Here is an 18,994-nt window from a genome sequence, read left to right as displayed (position 1 = left end):
CCCCGGCGTTGAATTAGAAGGTGTGGACCACGCCCAACGAGATGACGGAGATATCGCCACCACAGGTTGTGCAGGAACCAACCTGGTCGCTGGTGCCAGCGCCAGCACCCACGTTGATGTACTCGCCATTGGCGTACAGCGCATAGACGCTGGTGCGCTTGGACAGGTTGTAGTCAGCACCGATCGTCCACTGCTGGGGATCGTTGCCGGTGTTGTCGACATCACTCTCCATGTAGTTGGCTTTCAGCACGACGTTGCCCATAGTGAAACCAGCGCCCACCATCCAGGCATCGCTGTCGGCAGTGCCGGAGATGCTGTCGGTCTTGTCGTACTGAGCCACAAACTTCAAGTTACCCATGGTGAAACCTGCAGCCAGACGCGCCGCTTTGTCCACGGTTGCGGACAGGCCATCGCCGTCCTCGTAGGCGGCGCCCAGGAACAGGGGGCCGTTCTTGTAGGTGACGCTCAGGCTGTACATGTCGGTGTCGTCGGCATCAGACGTGGTAGTGGTGGAACTACCGGTGACATAGGCAGCAGCGATGTTCACGCCCGTGAAGGTAGGCGACGTGTACATCAAGACGTTGTTGGGACGGCCATTCGCGTCGGCCATCACGTTGCGCGAGTCAGCCATGGTGTCGCCGAACAGGTCGACCGTGCGGCCGACCAGCTTCAGGGGGGTGTCGTGACGGCCAATCAGCGCCGTACCGAAGCCGCCCTTCAGGCCGACAAAGGTGTTACGGGTGGCGAAGTTGCCGCTACCCTCGTCCATATTGACGGTCTGCTCGATTTGCCAAATCGCGGCCAGGCCGCCACCGAGATCTTCGGTGCCCTTGAAGCCGATGCGGCTGGCGTTGGAGGAAATACCCACATCACTGATGTTGGAGGGCTGATCGTCAAAGGCATTAATGGACAAATGCAGCTTGCCGTAGACGTCAACGTTGGCGGTGGCTGCGAATGCGGGGGCAGCGAAAGCGGAAACGATCGCTGCTGCGAGGATTTTCTTCATCATCTGTTTATCTCCTTGGATTGGAATAAAAGCTTGTTCAAGCTCTGCAGAGCTGTCCTGCACAGACTGAATGCCTGGGGACGAGGTCGATTATCCAGACAAGGGGCAGGCCAGCAAGCAAAGCTGTTGTTTTTTCTGCCACGAAGGGCGAAAAGTGTTGTTTTGTTGCACAGGTGCAACACGCCGGGCCGTGGCCGCGCGTCTGCAGGCGCGGCACCACGGGCTGGTGATCAAGCAGGGCCCCGGTATCATCAGACATTCAAGCGCCGCAGGCGCTATAGATAAAGTGCAGCACATCTCATAAGGAGGCGCCATGCGCTGGGAACGTGGACGACGCAGCGACAACATCGAGGACCGGCGCGGCATGCGGGTGGGGCGCGGATTGGCCGGGGGCGGCATCGGGGCGATCGTGCTGGCGCTGGTGGCGATGTATTTCGGGGTGGACCCGTCGGTGGTGCTGAACCAGGTGGGCAATCAGGCGCCGACGCAGGCGGAACAGCAGGCCACGTTCAGCCCGGAAGAGGAACGGCTGAAGGAATTCGTGTCGGTGGTGCTGGCGGACACGGAAGACGTCTGGGGCACGCTGTTCCAGGCGGCGGGCCAGCGCTACCAGCAGCCGACGCTGGTGCTGTTCTCAGGCGCGGTAGAGTCGGCCTGCGGCTTTGCCGAGGCGGCGGTGGGGCCGTTCTACTGCCCGGCCGATCAGAAGCTGTATCTGGACATGCGCTTCTTCAACGATCTGGCGCAGCGCCACGACGCGCCGGGCGACTTTGCGCAGGCTTATGTGGTGGCGCATGAAGTCGGCCACCACGTACAGACGCTGCTGGGCATTTCGAAACAGGTCCACGCGGCGCGCAGCCGGGCCGGCGAAGTCGAGGGCAACGCGCTGCAGGTGAAGATGGAGTTGCAGGCCGACTGCTTTGCCGGCGTATGGGCGCACCACGCCCACAAGGCACGGCAGATTCTGGAACCAGGCGACACCGAAGAGGCGCTGGCGGCCGCGGCGGGCGTGGGCGACGACCGCCTGCAGAAACAGGCCCGCGGCCATGTGGTGCCGGATTCCTTCACCCACGGTTCGTCGGCGCAGCGCATGCGCTGGTTCAGCAACGGCCTGCAGGGCGGCGACCCGGAGCAGTGCGACACCTTCCAGGCGGCGCGGCTGTAGGCGTTTGCCATGCATATCTGGGTTGACGGCGACGCCTGCCCGGCGGCGATCAAGGACATTTTGTTCCGGGTGGCCGAGCGGACGCAGCTGCCGCTGACGCTGGTGGCCAACCGCCTGCTGCGGGTGCCGCCCTCCCCTTATATCCGCGCACGACAGGTGCCGATGGGCTTCGATGTCGCCGACCGACACATCATCGACGAGGTGGCGGCCGGCGATCTGGTGATCACGGAGGACATTCCGCTGGCGGCCGCACTGATCGAACGCGGGGCCGCCGCACTGTCGCCGCGCGGCGAACTCTACAGCGCCGACAGCATCCGCGAACGGCTGGGCCTGCGCGATTTCATGGAAAACCTGCGCGGCGCCGGGGTGGATATCGGCGGGCCGGCGGCGCTGTCGCAGGCAGACAGGCAGGCGTTTGCGCGACAACTCGACCGTTTTCTGGCGCAGCCGCGCACCTGAATCCTCGCCCGTCCGCCACCTTCACGCCCAGCGCCCCGCCCCGGACAGCCCCACCATCAGCCGCACACCACCATATGCCAGCCACGACAGCATGCGCTGCGGCCAGGGGCGGCGCTGCCAGTCGGCAGGATCGAGCGGGGTGGACTGGGCGATGGCCAGTTGCAGGCGCTGCTGCAAATCGCGGGCAAATGCCGCATCGTCGACCACGATGTTGGCCTCGCGCGCGAGCAGCAGGCTGAAGGGATCGATATTGCTGGAGCCGACTGTGGCCCAGTGGCCGTCGAACACGGCGACCTTGGCGTGCAGTTCGCTCACCTGGTATTCGTAGAGATGGACACCGGCGGCGAGCAGGTCGCGATAGAGGGCGCGCGCGGCGGTCTGGAAAAACGGGTGGTCGGTATGGCCCTGCACCAGCAGGTGCACCTGGACGCCACGCGCGGCGGCTTTTTTCAGCAGCGTGCGGAAACGGCGCCCGGGCAGGAAATAGGCATTGGCAATGTAGATTTCGTCGCGCGCCAGCGCCAGCGCAGCGAGGTAGACCCGCTCGATATCGCGGCGGTGGGCGAAGTTGTCGCGCACCACAAAGGCCGCGCGCGTGTGGCCGTCGGTAGGCCAGCTGGGTTCGATGGGCACCTGCTGCCGGTCGGGCTGGGGCTGCAACTGCGTCAGGGCAACCAGCCGCCACAGGCGACGGGCGCTGAAATGCATGCTGGCCAGCAGCGGGCCCTGCACCTCGACGCTGAAATCGAGCCGGGGCGCGTCGAGGTGCAGGGGCTCGCGGTCATCGATCAGGTTCATGCCGCCGACGAAAGCGATCCGCGCATCGATGACCGCCAGCTTGCGGTGCAGCCGCCGCAGGCTGCGCGGGTTGGAGCGCCATCCGCGGCCCACCAGCGGACGATAGAACAGCACGCTGACCCCCGCCGCCCGGAGCGTTGCCAGCCAGTCAGCGGGCAGCGTGCCTGCCGAGCCCACGCCATCGATCAGCAGCCGCACCTGCACGCCGCGGCCCGCGGCGTGTATGAGCGCGTCGCGCACGCGTTCGGCCGTGGGGTCGGCGTTGAAGATATAGGTTTCGAGATGGACTTCGCTTTGCGCCGCGTCTATGGCGGCAATCAGCGCGGGGAAAAAGTCGGCGCCGTTTTGCAGCAGCCGCAGGCGGTTGCCGGGAACCAGCTCGACGCCGCTGAAAAATAAGCTACGCCAGCGATTGCGCTCGGCCATCAGGTCGGGCTGAGTTTTGCGCTCAACGCGGCGTGATCGGAAATGCGGTGCCAGGCGTTGCCGGTGTGGACGTGCGCGGCCTCGATGTTGAAGCGCCGCACATAGATGCGGTCGAGCTGGAACATCGGCATGAAGGACGGGTAGCTGCGTGCGGACCGGCCATGGTGCGTCTCGAACACTTCGGACAGGCCCAGCTCGTCCTCGAAATAGCGGCCGACACGCACCCGCCAGTCGTTGAAGTCGCCGGCGAGGATCAGCGGCGCATTGTCCGGCACCATCTTCCGCACGCGCGCGACAATCATCGCCAGCTGGCGCTTGCGTCCGCCTTCGTTCAGCGCCAGGTGCACGTTGATGCAGTGCACCGGGGTGGCCATGCCCGGCACCTCGATTTCGCAGTGCAGCATGCCGCGGCTCTCGTAGGCATGGGAGGAGATGTCCTCGTTTTCCCACGACAGGATCTTGTGGCGCGACAGGATGGCGTTGCCGTGGTGACCGGTGTCGTAGACGCAGTTCTTGCCGTAGGCGAAATCGGTGTAGACATGCCCCGCCAGGAACTCGGTCTGCGGCCGCCCCGGCCAGTGCTGGAAACGGCTGGCGCGCAGGCCGTGGCAGCCCTGCACTTCCTGCAGGAAGACGATGTCGGTGCCCAGCGTGCCGAGGCGGTCGCGCAGTTCGTGCACGGTCAGCCGCCGGTTGAATTGCGACAGGCCTTTATGGATGTTGTAACTGGCGACGTGCAGCGGAGAGCTCATCGGATCATTATATGCGTGCGGGAAGCAGCCGGATGGCCGCTGCATTGCTGGGTGAAAAGCACCGTTCGGCCGCGGTTTCCCACGGCAGCCATTCGTAGCGAAGGTGCTCGCGCGGCGCGAGTATGACCGGCTGCGGCGCGGGGAGTTGCAGGCCGAACACGTGCTCGGTGTTGTGGGTGACGCCGGGCGCATAGCGATGGCGCCAGCGTTCGTAGATTTCGAAACGGGTTTCGATGTCCCACGGCGTCAGTACGAAGGCCGTGGCGTCGAGCCCGGTCTCTTCGCGCACTTCGCGGATCGCGGTCTGTTCGAGCGTTTCGCCAGCATCCTGCGAGCCAGTGACCGACTGCCAGAAGCCCGGCGCATCGGCACGCTCCATCAGCAACACCTGGCCGTCTGCCGTGTGGATCACCACCAGCACGGAAACCGGAAGCTTGTGGGGGGTCACGCGATGCGGGCGTTGAGCGGGCTGCCCGTGGTCATGATCGCGATCAGGCGGTCGATATTGGGATGCTTGCCGGGGTGCATGCTCGCGTCTTCGGTGTGCTCGGCGAAAATCGCCAGCCCCTCGGCGGCGGCCTCGACGTTGATCGCGCCGTATTGCTGCGCGAGATGAGCATACACCCGGAACGACCCGGCGGTGCCGGGCGCGTTGGCGATGGTCGCCACCTCGACGCCGGCGGCGTCGGTCAGCACCAGTTTTTCGCCGGCGAACTCCGGCAGGGTCTTCAGGGTGTCGGCGAACTTCATTTCAAAACCCTTGATCAAGCCGCCTTGTCTGCCGCCGGCGTGTTGCGCAAACGGATATGCAGTTCGCGCAGCTGCTTGTCGTCGACCACGTTGGGCGCGTTGGTCATCAGGCAGGAGGCGCGCTGGGTTTTGGGGAAGGCGATGACGTCGCGGATCGACTCGGCGCCGGTCATTAGCGTGACCAGGCGATCGAGGCCAAACGCCAGGCCACCGTGCGGCGGTGCGCCGTACTGCAGGGCGTCGAGCAGGAAGCCGAATTTCTCGCGGCGTTCCTCCTCGCCGATGTTCAAGGCAGAAAACACCTTCTCCTGCACGTTCTGCTGGTGGATACGCACCGAGCCGCCGCCGACTTCCCAGCCATTCAGCACCATGTCGTAGGCCTTCGATAGGCACTTTCCGGGATCGGTCGCGAGCCAGTCTTCGTGGCCGTCCTTGGGCGCGGTGAAGGGATGGTGCAGCGCGTCCCAGCGGTTCTCGTCCTCGTTGTATTCGAACATCGGGAAGTCGACCACCCACAGCGGCGCCCAGGCGCGGCCGTCGACATGGCCCTTCTCGTGGCCGATTTTCAGGCGCAGCGCGCCGAGCGCGTCGTTGACCACTTTTGCTCGATCAGCCCCGAAGAAAATCAGGTCGCCGTTTTGCGCGCCGGTACGTTCGATCACCGCGGCGAGCGAAGCTTCGGAGAGGTTCTTGACGATGGGCGACTGCAGCCCGGCTTCGTTCAGCTGCGTGATGTCGTTGACCTTGATGTAGGCCAGGCCCTTGGCGCCGTAGATTTTCACGAACTCGGTGTAGCCGTCGATCTCGCCGCGGGAGAGGCTGGCGCCGCCGGGGATGCGCAGCGCGGCGACGCGGCCTTTCGGATCGTTGGCCGGGCCGGAGAAGACCTTGAATGCGACGTCTTTCATCACGTCGCCGACGTCGACGATTTCCAGTGTCACCCGCATGTCGGGCTTGTCGGAGCCGTATTTGTTCATTGCCTCGGCGTAGGTCATGCGCTGGAACGCGGCGGGCAATTCGATGCCCTGCGCCTTCTGCATCATGTCGCGGATCATGCCCTCGACCAGGTTCATGATTGCTTCTTCGTCCATGAACGAGGTTTCCAAATCCACCTGCGTGAACTCGGGCTGGCGATCGGCGCGCAGGTCTTCGTCGCGGAAGCATTTGGTGATCTGAAAATAGCGGTCGACGCCGGACACCATGAGTAATTGTTTAAAGAGCTGCGGCGACTGCGGCAGCGCGTAGAACATGCCGTCGTGCACGCGTGAAGGAACCAGATAATCGCGCGCGCCTTCCGGCGTGGAACGCGTCAGCATCGGCGTCTCGACTTCCATGAAGCCGTGCCCATCGAGATAATCGCGCATCAGTTTCGACACGCGATAGCGCAGGCGCAGGTTCTTCTGCATCGGCTCGCGACGCAGGTCGAGGTAGCGGTACTGCAGGCGGATGTTCTCGTTGATGGTGTCGTCGTCGATCTGGAACGGCGGCGTCAGCGAGGGGTTCAGCACTTCCAGCTTTTTGGTCAGCATCTCGACCATGCCGGTCGCCATGTTGGGGTTCTCGGTCCCGGCGGGGCGCGGCCGCACCAGGCCTTCGATCTTCAGCACGAACTCGGAACGCACGTCCTCGGCCAGCTTGAAGGCCTCCGGGGTGTCGGGGTCGATCACCACCTGCATCATGCCCTCGCGATCACGCAGGTCGATGAAGATGACGCCGCCGTGGTCGCGCCGGCGATGGGCCCAGCCGCACAGGGTCACGGTGTTGCCGATGTCGGCGGCGGTGACGGCACCGCAGTAATGAGTACGCATGGTCTTCCTAATCAATTACGGGGACGCGCCTGATTCGCGGCGGCGTCCATCAAAACGGTGTGCTTGCAGCGGAAACAAAGAAGCGGACGGCTTACACCGCCCGCTTCCCCGTCATGTCGCGGTCCTCAGGGGCAGGCCGGACAGGCGCCCGTGCCGCAGGCGGGCGACGGCGCGTCAGGCTTGGCCTCGGCCGGCTTCGCGCCCCCCTTGAAGTCGGTGGCGTACCAGCCGGTGCCTTTCAGGGCAAAGCCGGGCGCCGTCAGCTGCTTGGCGTACTCGGCCTTGCCGCACGCCGGGCACACCGAGAGCGGCGTATCGGACACTTTCTGCATTTCGTCTTGGGCATGGCCGCAGGACGCACATTTGTAGGCATAAATCGGCATGGTTCGCTCCGATAAATCAATAAGTTACGGGATTATAACCTTTGCGGGCACAAATGCCCACGGGCGCACCGGGAATCTGGCGCCGAGCGGCCCCGGTTTCAAGGCCCCTACCAGGCGACGCTGAGACTGCCGTAGACGCGCCGGCTGAAGACGTTGGTATCACGGAATTCCTGGTAATCGTTCCCCAGGTTCTGCCCAACCAGCGCGGCATCGAGGTCGTAGCCCTGCCATTTCCAGCGCCGCGCCAGGCGCAGGTCGACCCGGGTGTAGGCCTCGGTCAGATCACCTTCGGTCAGCCATTTCATCGCGTCGGTGCGCCACACGCCCAGGCTCGTCTCCCAGCCGCTGGCCAGGCGGTAGCTGGCGAGCATTCCCCAATTGTTGCGCGGAGCCGACTGCGGAATATCCTCATTGTAGTTTTCTCGCGAGGTGTCAGCGCGCAGGAAGACCCGGGCAAAGTGCGCACTTACGTCGAGCAACTGCGTAGGCCGCCAGCGCAGCTGGATTTCCCCACCTTGGGAGTCGATCGTGCCGATATTGTCGAACGTAAACACCTTCGGCTTGTAGGTGGCCTCGTCCGGCGCCCGGATCTGGCCGATGAAGTCGGTGATTCTGTCGCGATAAAGCCGCATGTCCAGCTCAAGATGCAGGGCGCGCCAGTTGCCGACGTAGCCGATCTCGCGCGACACAACGCGCTCCGGCTCCAGTCCTTCCGATGGCACCGTTTCGCTATCGACGACGGCGCCGGATTGCAGCACAAAAACCTGATTGCCTTCTTCCTCGAAGAAAGTCGGCGACCGGTACGCGCGCGAGACGCCCAGCCGGATGACGTGTCCCGGCGCCAGGGTGAAATTGACCGCGGCCCGCGGCGAAACGTCGGCGCCGGTGTAGAAATGGTGCTCCAGCATGGCGCCACCCTGTAGCAGCACGTGTTCATTGAGCCGCCATTCCAGGTTGCCGAATGCGCGTGCAAGCTCGCCGCGCACGGTCTTGCCGGAATTGTAGTTTTGCGGACTTTTGACCGTCTCCTGCCGCACTTCGCCGCCCCACACCCCGCGCAGATGCGGTGTCCACTGCTCGTTTACCTGCACTTCGAGGTTGCTGCGGGTCTGCATCAGGTATTGATCCACCGTCACCAGGCCCGCACCCAGCCCCGTCAGGTCCGCCTGCGTGTCGGCGTCGAAACGGTTCTGCGCATGGTAGGCCTGCACGCGCCATTCGCGCTGCGGCGATTCCACTTTGTGATAGGCGAGCTGCAGATAGAACGCACGCGAATCCTGCTCCGTGGGTTCGAGTACGGCGAGCGGATTGGCGGCCTGCCGACCGGCGCGCCAGTCGCCGCTCGACACGCCGAACTGCGCCATCAGGTCGGAATCCGGCGCAAGCTGGCGGTCCAGACGCCCGTTGACGAAGTAGGTCTGGGTGGCCTCGAAATAGCGCCCGTTATCGCCACTCGCAACCGATTTGAACGTCACATCCTGCTCGAAGCGGTCCCGCTGCTGCACGGACGCGGTCAGCCGGTAACGCAAGTCCGCGTCGCCGCCGCCGTGGCGCACGGTCAGCCCGCGCATATCCTGCTCGCCGGCCTGCAGCGAGACGAGTGCGCCCGGCACTTGGGCCGCGGTCTTGGTGATGATGTTGATGACGGCGACAAAGGCGTTCGCACCGTAGATCGCGGCGTTGGGGCCGCGTACTACTTCGATGCGTTCGATGTCGTCGATGGCCAGAGGCAGGTCGGTCCAGTACACCGCACCGTAGTGCGGGCTGTAGATTGAGCGGCCGTCCACCAGCACCTGGAATCGCCGCGAGTACGCATCGCCCAGGCCATGGTAGCCGGCCGTCCAGGTGTTTTTGCGGGTATAAGCCACGGAGAAGCCGGGCACCAAGCGCAGCAGCTCGGGGATATCGCGGAAGCCCGAGGTGCGGATCATCTCGTGGTCGATGATGGTGACGGCGGCTGGGGCCTCGTGCACCGGCTGCGACAGGCGCGACACCGACAGCACCACCGGTAGCTCGTCGAGAAAGTCGGATTCGGTGACCTGGGCCATGGCCCGCCCGGACCCTGCAAGCAGACCGCCCAGCAGGAGCGCCATCGGCACGACGTGGAGCATCGTTGGTGGGGTGCGGCGCACGATCATTACATGCCGGCGCTGCGCGCCGGCCTTACTCCGCATAGTTTGATGTCGACACTTGAATTGCGGCAGAACGGCCCACGAACTTGAATTGCGGCCCCCTGCCGCCGAGTCTGTAAGCAGACGCAGACGGACACTTCGTCTTCGCTCATACGCGCCCCGTTACCAGCCAATACTGAGGCTGCCGTAGACGCGCTGGCTGAAAATATTGGTATTGCGAAATTCCTCGTAGTCCTCGCCCAGGTTCTGCCCGACCAACGCGGCCTCGACTTCATGCCCCTGCCAGTCCCAGCGCCGCGCGAGGCGAGCGTCCCAGCGGGTAAACGCCTGAGTGACATCGCCATCCGACAGCCATTTCATCCGCCCCGAGCGATATACCCCTGCGCTCGCGGTCCAGCCCTGCCCCAGCTCATAGCGCGCCAGCAGGCTGAAATTGTTGCGCGGCGTGGATTGGGGCAGATCCTTATCAATGGCCGCGGCCGCGTCGATAAAGGCACGTGCGAACTGCGCCGACAGCCGCAGCCCGGAAACGGGCTGCCAGTTCAGCTGCAGATCGCCGCCTCGCACCGTGAAATCACCCCGGTTGTCGAACTGGTTAGGCGTGCCGTCGTTGTTGATGTAGTCGTACACGGTGTCACGAAACAGCCTTGCATCGAGCTGAAGGTGGAACGCCGGGTACTGGCCGACGTAGCCGATTTCGCGCGACAGAATGCGCTCGGGCCGCAGCGGGTCCGAGGGTACAAACAGTCGCGCGACCTGCGCACCGGCAGTGGTGTAGTAGGTCAGGTTGCCCTTCTGTTCAAAGAAGGTGGGCGAACGATAGGCCTGGGATACATTCAGACGCATCGTGTGGCCTTTGGCCAGGGTGTAGTTGACGGCGACACGCGGCGATATGTCGGTGCCGGTAAAGTGATGGTGCTCCAGCATCGCGCCGCCCTGCACCAGCAGGTCGGGGCGCGCGCGCCACTCCAGATTGGCGTGGACACGCCCGAGCATGCCCTCGAGTGGCTCGTCGGTGTCGAAATAGCGCTTCGATTTCACCGTTTCCTGCCGCAACTCGGCGCCCCACGCCATCCGCCAGGAGGGCGCCACGCGCTGGTTCACCTGCAATTCGACATTGGCACGGGTTTGCACGAGATCGCCCCCGGCATCGAGCAGCAATGACGTTGGTAAAGGTACCAGCGGGGGAACGAGAGGCGTCACGTGCGGCGCATCCAGGGCGTTGCGGCTGAAGTAGGCCTGCACCATCCATTCGTCGTCGGCACCCGTGGCACGACGATATTTGAGTTGAACGTACTGCGCTGACACCTCCTGCGCCGGCGGCTCTTCAAGCGCCAATGAATAACCGGCCTGCCAGTCCCCTGTCGATAGCCCGAACTGTGCGCTGAATTCGTCGGTCGCCGAAATCCGGTAATCCGCCCGCCCGTTGACGAAATAGGTCTGCGTCTCTTCGCCGATCGACGCGCCATTGGGTGCGTGGGTCTCGAAACGGTCACGCGTCTGCGCAGACACCGTCATGCGGTAACGCAGATCGCCGTGCTCGCCGCCGTGGCGGAACGTGACTCCCGACATGCCCTGCTCACCGGCCTGCACAGACGCGAAGGTACCCGGTGTCTGCGCTGGATCCTTGGTAATGATGTTGATCACGGCCAGAAACGCGTTGGCGCCGTAGCTTGCCGCATTGGGCCCGCGTACCACCTCAATGCGCTCGATATCGTCGATCGAAAGCGGCAGCTCGCCCCAGTAGACAGCACCATAGGCGGCGCTGTAGATCGAACGCCCGTCGACCAGCACCTGAAAGCGCCGCGAGAACGCGTCCGCCATGCCGTGATAGCCGACCGCCCAGGTGTTGTCGCGGGTGTACGCAACCGAGAAGCCGGGCACCAGGCGCAACAGGTCTGGGATGTCGCGAAAGCCCGAGGCGCGAATCATGTCGCGGTCGATGACGGTGACGGCGGCGGGGGCCTCGTGCACCGGCTGTGACAGGCGCGACACCGAGAGCACCACCGGCAGGTCGTCGAGGAAATCGGCTTCGGTGACCGCGGCCCACGCCAAGTGCGGTAAGGCCACGGCTACGGCACCGCCCAGCAGCAGTGCGCGCGTCGCCCTCCCGAAGTTTGTGTGTGGCCCCATGTTCACCGGCATCGACGCAGCACGCGCCGGCCTTCTCCGCATTGTTATGGATGATTCATGACATTAACAACTACTCACGTCCGCAACGTTGAACCTCAGAACGGAATGTCGTCGTCCATATCGTCGAAGCCGCTGCTGGCGGGACGTTGCGCGGCGGCCGGCGCGTTGCTGCGCGGCTGGCTGCGCGGGGGGGGAGACTGGTTAAAGCTGCCGTCGTCCATGTCGGCCATGCCGCCGCCACCGCCCTTGCTGCCCAGCATCTGCATGCGGTCGCCGCGGATCTCGGTGGCGTATTTCTCGATGCCTTCCTTGTCGGTGTACTTGCGGGTGCGGATCGAGCCTTCGACGTAGACCTGGCTGCCCTTCTTCAGGTACTGGCCGCAAACTTCGGCGGTGCGGCCGAAGAAGCTGACGCGGTGCCATTCGGTCTGCTCGACCATCTGCCCGGTCTTGTCTTTGTATTTGTCGGTGGTGGCGATCGCGAGGTTGGCGACCGCTTCTCCGCTCGGCAGGTAGCGCATGTCGGGGTCGCGCCCCAGGTTGCCGACCAGAATGACCTTGTTGACGGATGCCATCGTGTTTCCCCCGAATATTTGGATTGATTGAGCTTCGTGTGTTGCGGATTCTATCAGGCCTGCCGGGCCGGCAGCGCCGCATCCAGCAGCGTGCGCGCGGCGGCCTCGTCCCAGCCCTTGAGGCTGACCTTGAGCATGGCCACGCCCTCCTCGGCCACCACCACCGCCTCGACCACGCCCGTCACTTCGGCCAGCTGCATTTTCAGCAGCGCGGCTTGATCCGCCTGCATCACGCCGACGCGAAACAGACGGGTCTTGATCGCGGGCGGAGTGGTCATCGACAGGCTGGCCAGCAGCCAGATCGCCATCAAGATCACGCAGAAGATGAACACCGCGGCAAAACCGTAATGCTGGGCCAGCCAGCCGCCGAAGAAGCCGCCGAAGAACAGCCCCAGCGCCTGCGCAGTGTTGTAGACGCCCATCGCGGTGCCCTTGGCCGACGCCGGCGCGAGTTTGGAAATCAGCGAGGGCAGGCTGGCTTCGAGCAAGTTGAAGGCGACGAAATAGAAGAACAGCGCCCACACAATGCCCCAGAAATGATCAATGCCGTAGGCCAGTCCCAGCTGCGCCAGCAGCATCAGCGCCACCGAGCCGATGAAGATGGGCTTCATCTGGCCGCGTTTTTCGCCATAGATGATGCCCGGCACCATCAGCACGAAGGACCCCAGCAGCACCGGCAGGTAGACCGCCCAGTGGTGATCGGCAGCCAGCCCGCTGTTCACCAGCGCCACCGGCACCACCACGAACATCGCCATCTGCGCCGCGTGAAGGGCGAAGATGCCGAAGTCGAGGCGCGCGAGCTGGTCGTTCTTCAGCACATCCGCCAGTTTGGCCGGATTGGCCTGGGCGTCGGCGTGAAAGTGGGTGTCGGCCGGATCGGGCACCCACACCTTGACCACCCAGATCGCGGCCAGCGCCAGAATGCCGGTCATCGCGAAAATCCCCGGCACGCCGATCAGGCGGTTGAGCGCCGGCCCGGCTGCCAGCGACACGGCAAAGGCGATGCCGATGGTGGAGCCGATCAGCGCCATCGCCTTGGTGCGGTGCTCCTCGCGGGTGAGGTCGGCCAGCATCGCGGTGACGGCGGCCGAAATCGCCCCCGCGCCCTGCAGCGCGCGGCCGATGATGGTCCAGTAGATGTCGGTGGCCGCCATCGCGACAAAGCTGCCGAACGCAAACACGATGAGGCCGAAAATGATGACCTTTTTGCGCCCGATGCGGTCGGACGCCATGCCGAACGGAATCATCAGGATGGCCTGGGTCAGGCCGTAGATGCCGAGCGCAAGCCCGACCAGTGTGTAGTTGTCGCCGCCCTGCAGGTCTTCGGCATACAGCGCGAACACCGGCAGGATCAGAAACATGCCCAGCATGCGCAGGCCGAAGATCGCCGCCAGGCCCGATGCGGCGCGCTTCTCGGCGCGGGTCATGCTTTCGGACAGGTCGATCTGGGCCACTGCGGGTTCGGCTGAGTCGGGAAGTCCGTTATATTAGCAGGTTGCGAATTACGCCTGAGTGCAGCAAACAATGGAATTCATCCGCATCCGTGGCGCCCGCACCCACAACCTGAAGAACGTCAACCTCGACCTACCGCGCAACAAGCTGGTGGTGATCACGGGGCTGTCGGGTTCTGGCAAATCCTCGCTCGCCTTCGACACGCTGTATGCCGAAGGCCAGCGGCGCTACGTCGAATCGCTGTCGGCCTATGCGCGGCAGTTTCTGCAGCTGATGGAAAAGCCCGACGTCGACCTGATCGAGGGTTTGAGCCCGGCGATCTCGATCGAGCAAAAGGCGACCAGCCACAACCCGCGTTCGACCGTCGGCACCGTCACCGAGATCCACGATTATTTGCGTTTGCTGTACGCCCGCGTCGGCGACCCGCAGTGCCCCGAACACGACATCACACTGGCCGCGCAGACGGTGTCGCAGATGGTCGATGCGGTGCTGGCGCTGCCGGAAGACACCAAGCTGATGGTGCTGGCGCCGCTGGTGGTGGGCAGGAAGGGCGAGAACCTCGAGCTCTTTTCCGAACTGCGTGCGCAGGGTTTCGTGCGGGTGCGGGTCGACGGCAAGGTGCACGAGATCGACGCGGTGCCCAAGCTCGACAAGAACAAGAAGCACACCATCGAAGTGGTGGTCGATCGTCTGAAGGTGCGCGCGGACGCCAAGCAGCGACTGGCCGAAAGCTTCGAGACCGCGCTGCGTCATGCCGATGGCCGCGCGCTGGCGGTGGAAATGGACAACGACCGAGAACACCTGTTTTCCGCCAAGTTCGCCTGCCCGGTATGCAGCTACGCGCTGCCTGAACTGGAGCCGCGCCTGTTCTCGTTCAACAACCCGATGGGCGCGTGCCCGACCTGCGACGGCCTCGGCCAGATCACCTTTTTCGACCCGGCGCGTGTGGTCGCCTTCCCGCATCTGTCGCTGGCAAGCGGTGCGATCAAGGGCTGGGACAAGCGCAACCAGTTTTTCTACATGCTGCTGCAGAGCCTGTCGATGCACTACGGCTTCGACCTCGACACGCCGTGGGAAAACCTGCCGGCACGCATTCAGGATGTGGTTCTCAACGGCTCCGGCAAGGAAGCGATCGCCTTCCAGGTGCTGGCGCCGCGCGGCGGATTTTCCACCAAAAGCTATCCGTTCGAAGGCGTGCTCGCCAACATGGCGCGGCGCTACCACGAGTCCGACTCGATGGCGGTGCGCGAGGAACTCGCCAAGTACCAGAACAACAAGCCCTGCCCGGCCTGCCACGGCACCCGGCTGCGCGAAGAGGCGCGCCACGTGATGGTCGGCGGCGTGCCGATCTATCAGGTCAGCGCGATGCCGCTGAAGCAGGTGCTGGTGTTTTTCGAGGCGTTGACTCTCGACGGCCACCGCGCGCAGATCGCCGATCGGATCGTCAAGGAAATCGTCGCCCGCGTCGGTTTCCTCAACAACGTCGGCCTCGATTACCTGTCGCTCGACCGTTCCGCCGATACGCTGTCGGGCGGCGAGTCGCAGCGCATCCGGCTGGCTAGCCAGATCGGATCGGGCCTGACCGGTGTGATGTATGTGCTCGACGAACCGTCGATCGGCCTGCACCAGCGTGACAACGACCGCCTGCTGGCGACGCTGAAGCACCTGCGCGACATTGGAAACTCGGTGCTGGTGGTCGAACATGATGAGGACGCGATCCGCGCCGCCGACTACGTGGTCGACATGGGCCCCGGCGCCGGGGTGCACGGCGGCGAAGTGGTGGCGGAAGGCACGCCGGAAGCGATCCGCATGAGCGAACACTCGCTCACCGGGCAATACCTGTCCGGCCGGCGCCGCATCGCCATCCCGAAGACACGCCGCCCACCCGACCCCGAACGGCAGCTGGTGGTGACCGACGCCAGCGGCAACAATCTGAAGAACGTCACGCTGAACCTGCCGGTGGGCCTCTTCGTCTGCATTACCGGCGTATCCGGCTCGGGCAAATCGACGCTGATCAACGACACGCTCTACGCTGCGGTCGCACGCCATCTGTATGGCTCGTCGGCCGAGCCGGCACCGCACGGCGAAATCCGCGGTCTGGAATTCTTCGACAAGGTGATCAACGTCGACCAGAGCCCGATCGGTCGCACGCCGCGTTCCAACCCGGCCACTTACACGGGCCTCTTCACGCCGATCCGCGAGCTGTTCGCCGGCGTGCCGGAAGCGCGCATGCGCGGCTACGGTCCGGGACGCTTCTCTTTCAACGTCAAGGGCGGACGCTGCGAGGCCTGCCAGGGCGACGGCGTGATCAAGGTCGAGATGCATTTTCTGCCCGACATCTACGTGCCGTGCGACGTCTGTCACGGCGCGCGCTACAACCGCGAAACGCTGGAAGTGCAGTACAAGGGCAAGACCATCCGCGACGTGCTGGAAATGACCATCGAGCAGGCGCACGAATTCTTCGCCGCGGTGCCGGTGGTGAAAAGAAAACTCCAGACCCTGCTTGACGTCGGCCTCGGCTACATCCGCCTCGGCCAGTCGGCCACCACGCTGTCGGGTGGCGAGGCGCAGCGCGTCAAGCTGGCGCTGGAACTGTCCAAGCGCGACACCGGGCGCACGCTCTACATCCTCGACGAACCGACCACAGGTCTCCACTTCGCCGACATCGACCTGTTGCTGAAGGTGCTGCAACGGCTGAGTGACGCCGGCAACAGCGTGGTCGTCATCGAGCACAACCTCGACGTGATCAAGACCGCCGACTGGCTGATCGATCTGGGTCCCGAAGGCGGCGCCGGCGGCGGCGAGATCATCGCCGAAGGCACGCCGGAAGCGGTGGCCGACAACCCGGCGAGCCATACCGGGATGTATCTGCAGCCCGTACTCTCGAGGCACTGATGGCCGAGCCAGTCCGCCTCTCCAAGCTGATGTCCGAACGCGGGCTGTGCTCGCGCCGTGAGGCCGACAGCTACATCGAGAAAGGCCTGGTCTTCGTCGACGGCAAGCGCGTCTCCGAGCTTGGCACCAAGGTCGACCCCGACTGCGCGATCCGGCTCGACGCCGCAGCGAACGCCCGCCAGGCCGAGCGCGTCACGATCCTGCTGCACAAGCCGATCGGCTACGTGTCGGGCCAGCCAGAGCCCGGCTACCAGCCGGCCGTGACGCTGATCCGCCCGGAAACCCTGTGGCAGGACGGGCGCGCCGGCCGCGCATTTCACCCGACCCACCTGAAGGGACTGGCGCCGGCCGGGCGGCTCGACATCGATTCGACCGGTCTCCTGGTGCTGACACAGGACGGCCGCATCGCCAAACAGTTGATCGGCGACCACTCCGACGTTGAGAAGGAATACCTGGTGCGGATCGAAGGCCGGCTGGATGAAAAAGGGCTCGCCCTGCTCAACCACGGGTTGTCGCTCGACGGCCGCAGATTGCGCCCGGCGCGGGTTGTGTGGCAGAACGCCGACCAGTTGCGCTTCATGCTCAAGGAAGGCCGCAAGCGCCAGATCCGCCGCATGTGCGAGCTGGTGGGACTGAAAGTGGTGGGGCTCAAACGCGTGCGCATCGGCCGCGTGCGGCTGGGTGACCTGCCTCTGGGGCAATGGCGCTATCTTCGCGACGACGAGGCATTCTGACACGCGGGCGTGTTTGCGCAGGCTGGAAAACTTGTTCTGCAGCCTTTTTGGGGTTATTAATAAACGAGCGGGTGGCCAGACCCGCTTTCCTTTTACACACTCCAGGGAGACTCCGATGCAATCCAAACTACTCGTCGCACTGTTCGCCGCGCTTGCGCTGACCGCCTGTCAAAAGGCTGAAGAAGCTGCTGCCCCCGCCATGGAAGAAGCGCAGGAAGCCGCAAGCGACGCAGCTGATTCCGCTGCCGATGCCGCAAGCTCGGCTGACGACGCCGCGGTTGCCGCGGGTGAAGCCGCTGCCGCAGCGGGTGAGTCCACGGCCGATACTGCTGCCGATGCCGCGGCCGACGCCGCTCAGGGTGCCGCCGACGCTGCCCAGGCGGTGGCTGACGACGCCAAGGAAGCCGCCCAGTAATCCGGCCGCAACCGGCAATTCGAACGGCCAGGGTTTCCTGGCCGTTTTTGTTTGTGCGCACGCGGCACGCACCGCCAGCCGCTACAATTTGAACATCCGTCTTTCCCGTGCCGCCATGCGCCTCGCTCTCTGCCTCCTCGCCTTGATGTGCGCACCCGTGCTGGCCGCCCCGCCGCCCGCCGTCAAGAGCCGTCCACTGTCCGAGCTGGCCCTCCATCTGCAGCGCGAGGCATCGGCCCAGGTCGTGTCGCTCAACCTCGCCAAACTGTCGGCCGAGCTCGCCGCGCGCATCGGCAGCATCCCGGTAGAAGTCGGCCAGCGCATCAAGAAGGGCGCGGTGGTCGCGCAACTCGAGTGCGCCGACACGCGCATTGCCGCGCAGCGCGCGCAGGCCACGCTGGAATCCTCGCAGGCGCGCCACAAGCTGGCGCAGTTGCAACTGCAGCGCAGCACGGAACTGGCTGCCAAGAATTTCATTTCCGGCGATGCGCTCGACACGAAGAAAACCGAGGTCGCCGTGGTGGCCGCCGAAGTCAGGCTCAACACGGCCGCGCGCGCGGCCGCCCAGCGCGAAGTCGGCAAATGCACGCTGACCAGCCCCTTCCCCGCGATCGTCGAGGCACGGCTGGCCCAGGTCGGCGAACTCGCCAGCCCCGGCACCCCGATCGTGCAGCTGTGGGACACCTCGCGGATGCAGCTGTCGGTGCAGTTGCAGGCCGACGATGCCGACCTGCTGGCCCAGGCCAGACCGGTGTTCGTCAGCCAGGGCCGCGAATATGCGGTGACGCTGCTGCGCGTGTCGCCGGCGATGAACCTCGCCAGCCGCACCCGCGAGGCGCGCTTCGGCTTTGCCAAGGCCGCGCCTGCACCCGGCAGCAGCGGCGTGCTGCGCTGGCGCGACCCGCGACCCTTCGTGCCGGCCGACTATCTGGTCAAACGCGCGAACGCGCTCGGCGTGTTTGTCGTCCGCGGCACGACCGCGCACTTCGTGCCACTGCCCGGCGCGCAGGAAGGCCGCCCGGCGTCGGCCACGAGCCTGCCGGCCAACACCGCGCTGGTCACCGACGGCCGCTTCGTCCTGCAGGACGGCATGACCGTCACCCCACGCTGA

General features: G+C 64.8%; 17 protein-coding genes. 6 read left to right on the top strand and 11 right to left on the bottom strand.

Going from position 1 to position 18,994, the window contains the following annotated elements; genetic code table 11:
• Positions 1 to 13: 13 nt before the first annotated feature.
• The gene (locus tag Q8R61_RS13405) at positions 14 to 1,009 is read right to left on the bottom strand and encodes a porin (protein ID WP_305538095.1); all 996 of its coding nucleotides are present in this window, start codon (positions 1,007 to 1,009) and stop codon (positions 14 to 16) included.
• Positions 1,010 to 1,319: 310 nt separating this feature from the next.
• Here Q8R61_RS13405 and Q8R61_RS13400 point away from each other — a divergent pair, with 310 nt between their 5' ends.
• A complete protein-coding gene (locus tag Q8R61_RS13400; protein ID WP_305538093.1) occupies positions 1,320 to 2,171 on the top strand; it encodes a neutral zinc metallopeptidase in 852 nt (283 codons plus the stop codon).
• Positions 2,172 to 2,180: 9 nt separating this feature from the next.
• On the top strand, positions 2,181 to 2,630 hold the full coding sequence (locus Q8R61_RS13395) for a YaiI/YqxD family protein (RefSeq protein ID WP_305538091.1): 450 nt from the start codon (positions 2,181 to 2,183) through the stop codon (positions 2,628 to 2,630).
• A gap of 21 nt (positions 2,631 to 2,651) precedes the next feature.
• On the opposite strand, the gene clsB is transcribed toward Q8R61_RS13395, so the two are convergent.
• From clsB to Q8R61_RS13345, 10 genes are all read right to left on the bottom strand, one after another.
• Positions 2,652 to 3,854: a cardiolipin synthase ClsB gene (gene clsB, locus Q8R61_RS13390; protein ID WP_305538089.1), complete on the bottom strand. Its 1,203-nt coding sequence runs from the start codon at positions 3,852 to 3,854 to the stop codon at positions 2,652 to 2,654.
• Entirely contained in the window at positions 3,854 to 4,606 is a 753-nt protein-coding gene (locus tag Q8R61_RS13385) for an endonuclease/exonuclease/phosphatase family protein (RefSeq protein ID WP_305538087.1), read from the bottom strand. The genes clsB and Q8R61_RS13385 overlap by 1 nt, the downstream gene beginning before the upstream one ends.
• Before the next feature lie 7 nt (positions 4,607 to 4,613).
• Positions 4,614 to 5,054, bottom strand: coding sequence for a dihydroneopterin triphosphate diphosphatase (nudB, locus tag Q8R61_RS13380; protein ID WP_305538085.1), 441 nt, complete (start codon positions 5,052 to 5,054; stop codon positions 4,614 to 4,616).
• Positions 5,051 to 5,356 (bottom strand): DUF2322 family protein, encoded by a 306-nt coding sequence (locus tag Q8R61_RS13375; RefSeq protein WP_305538083.1) that lies wholly within the window; start codon positions 5,354 to 5,356, stop codon positions 5,051 to 5,053. The genes nudB and Q8R61_RS13375 overlap by 4 nt, the downstream gene beginning before the upstream one ends.
• A gap of 14 nt (positions 5,357 to 5,370) precedes the next feature.
• Positions 5,371 to 7,164 carry an aspartate--tRNA ligase gene (gene aspS / locus Q8R61_RS13370; protein WP_305538081.1) on the bottom strand — a complete coding sequence of 598 codons (1,794 nt, stop codon included), beginning with the start codon at positions 7,162 to 7,164 and terminating at the stop codon, positions 5,371 to 5,373.
• A gap of 125 nt (positions 7,165 to 7,289) precedes the next feature.
• Positions 7,290 to 7,547, bottom strand: coding sequence for an FmdB family zinc ribbon protein (locus tag Q8R61_RS13365; protein WP_305538079.1), 258 nt, complete (start codon positions 7,545 to 7,547; stop codon positions 7,290 to 7,292).
• 107 nt (positions 7,548 to 7,654) lie between these two features.
• Entirely contained in the window at positions 7,655 to 9,721 is a 2,067-nt protein-coding gene (locus Q8R61_RS13360; protein WP_305538077.1) for a TonB-dependent siderophore receptor, read from the bottom strand.
• Positions 9,722 to 9,841: 120 nt separating this feature from the next.
• Positions 9,842 to 11,824 carry a TonB-dependent siderophore receptor gene (locus tag Q8R61_RS13355; RefSeq protein ID WP_305538075.1) on the bottom strand — a complete coding sequence of 661 codons (1,983 nt, stop codon included), beginning with the start codon at positions 11,822 to 11,824 and terminating at the stop codon, positions 9,842 to 9,844.
• A gap of 83 nt (positions 11,825 to 11,907) precedes the next feature.
• The gene (gene ssb / locus Q8R61_RS13350; protein ID WP_305538073.1) at positions 11,908 to 12,387 is read right to left on the bottom strand and encodes a single-stranded DNA-binding protein; all 480 of its coding nucleotides are present in this window, start codon (positions 12,385 to 12,387) and stop codon (positions 11,908 to 11,910) included.
• 53 nt (positions 12,388 to 12,440) lie between these two features.
• On the bottom strand, positions 12,441 to 13,814 hold the full coding sequence (locus tag Q8R61_RS13345; RefSeq protein WP_305538123.1) for an MFS transporter: 1,374 nt from the start codon (positions 13,812 to 13,814) through the stop codon (positions 12,441 to 12,443).
• A gap of 97 nt (positions 13,815 to 13,911) precedes the next feature.
• On the opposite strand from Q8R61_RS13345, the gene uvrA reads away from it, so the two are divergent.
• The 4 genes from uvrA to Q8R61_RS13325 all read left to right on the top strand — a co-directional run bounded on the left by uvrA (position 13,912) and on the right by Q8R61_RS13325 (position 18,994).
• Positions 13,912 to 16,734 (top strand): excinuclease ABC subunit UvrA, encoded by a 2,823-nt coding sequence (gene uvrA / locus Q8R61_RS13340; RefSeq protein WP_305538071.1) that lies wholly within the window; start codon positions 13,912 to 13,914, stop codon positions 16,732 to 16,734.
• Positions 16,734 to 17,468 (top strand): pseudouridine synthase, encoded by a 735-nt coding sequence (locus tag Q8R61_RS13335; protein WP_305538069.1) that lies wholly within the window; start codon positions 16,734 to 16,736, stop codon positions 17,466 to 17,468. Before uvrA ends, Q8R61_RS13335 begins: the two co-directional genes overlap by 1 nt.
• Before the next feature lie 115 nt (positions 17,469 to 17,583).
• Positions 17,584 to 17,883 (top strand): hypothetical protein, encoded by a 300-nt coding sequence (locus Q8R61_RS13330; protein ID WP_305538067.1) that lies wholly within the window; start codon positions 17,584 to 17,586, stop codon positions 17,881 to 17,883.
• 115 nt (positions 17,884 to 17,998) lie between these two features.
• Positions 17,999 to 18,994, top strand: coding sequence for an efflux RND transporter periplasmic adaptor subunit (locus Q8R61_RS13325; protein ID WP_305538065.1), 996 nt, complete (start codon positions 17,999 to 18,001; stop codon positions 18,992 to 18,994).

The sequence above is a fragment of the Thiobacillus sp. genome (assembly GCF_030696885.1).
Lineage (GTDB): Bacteria > Pseudomonadota > Gammaproteobacteria > Burkholderiales > Thiobacillaceae > Thiobacillus.
The sequence above is the reverse complement of the archived record's forward strand: the minus strand, read 5'-3'. Positions and strand labels throughout refer to the sequence as shown.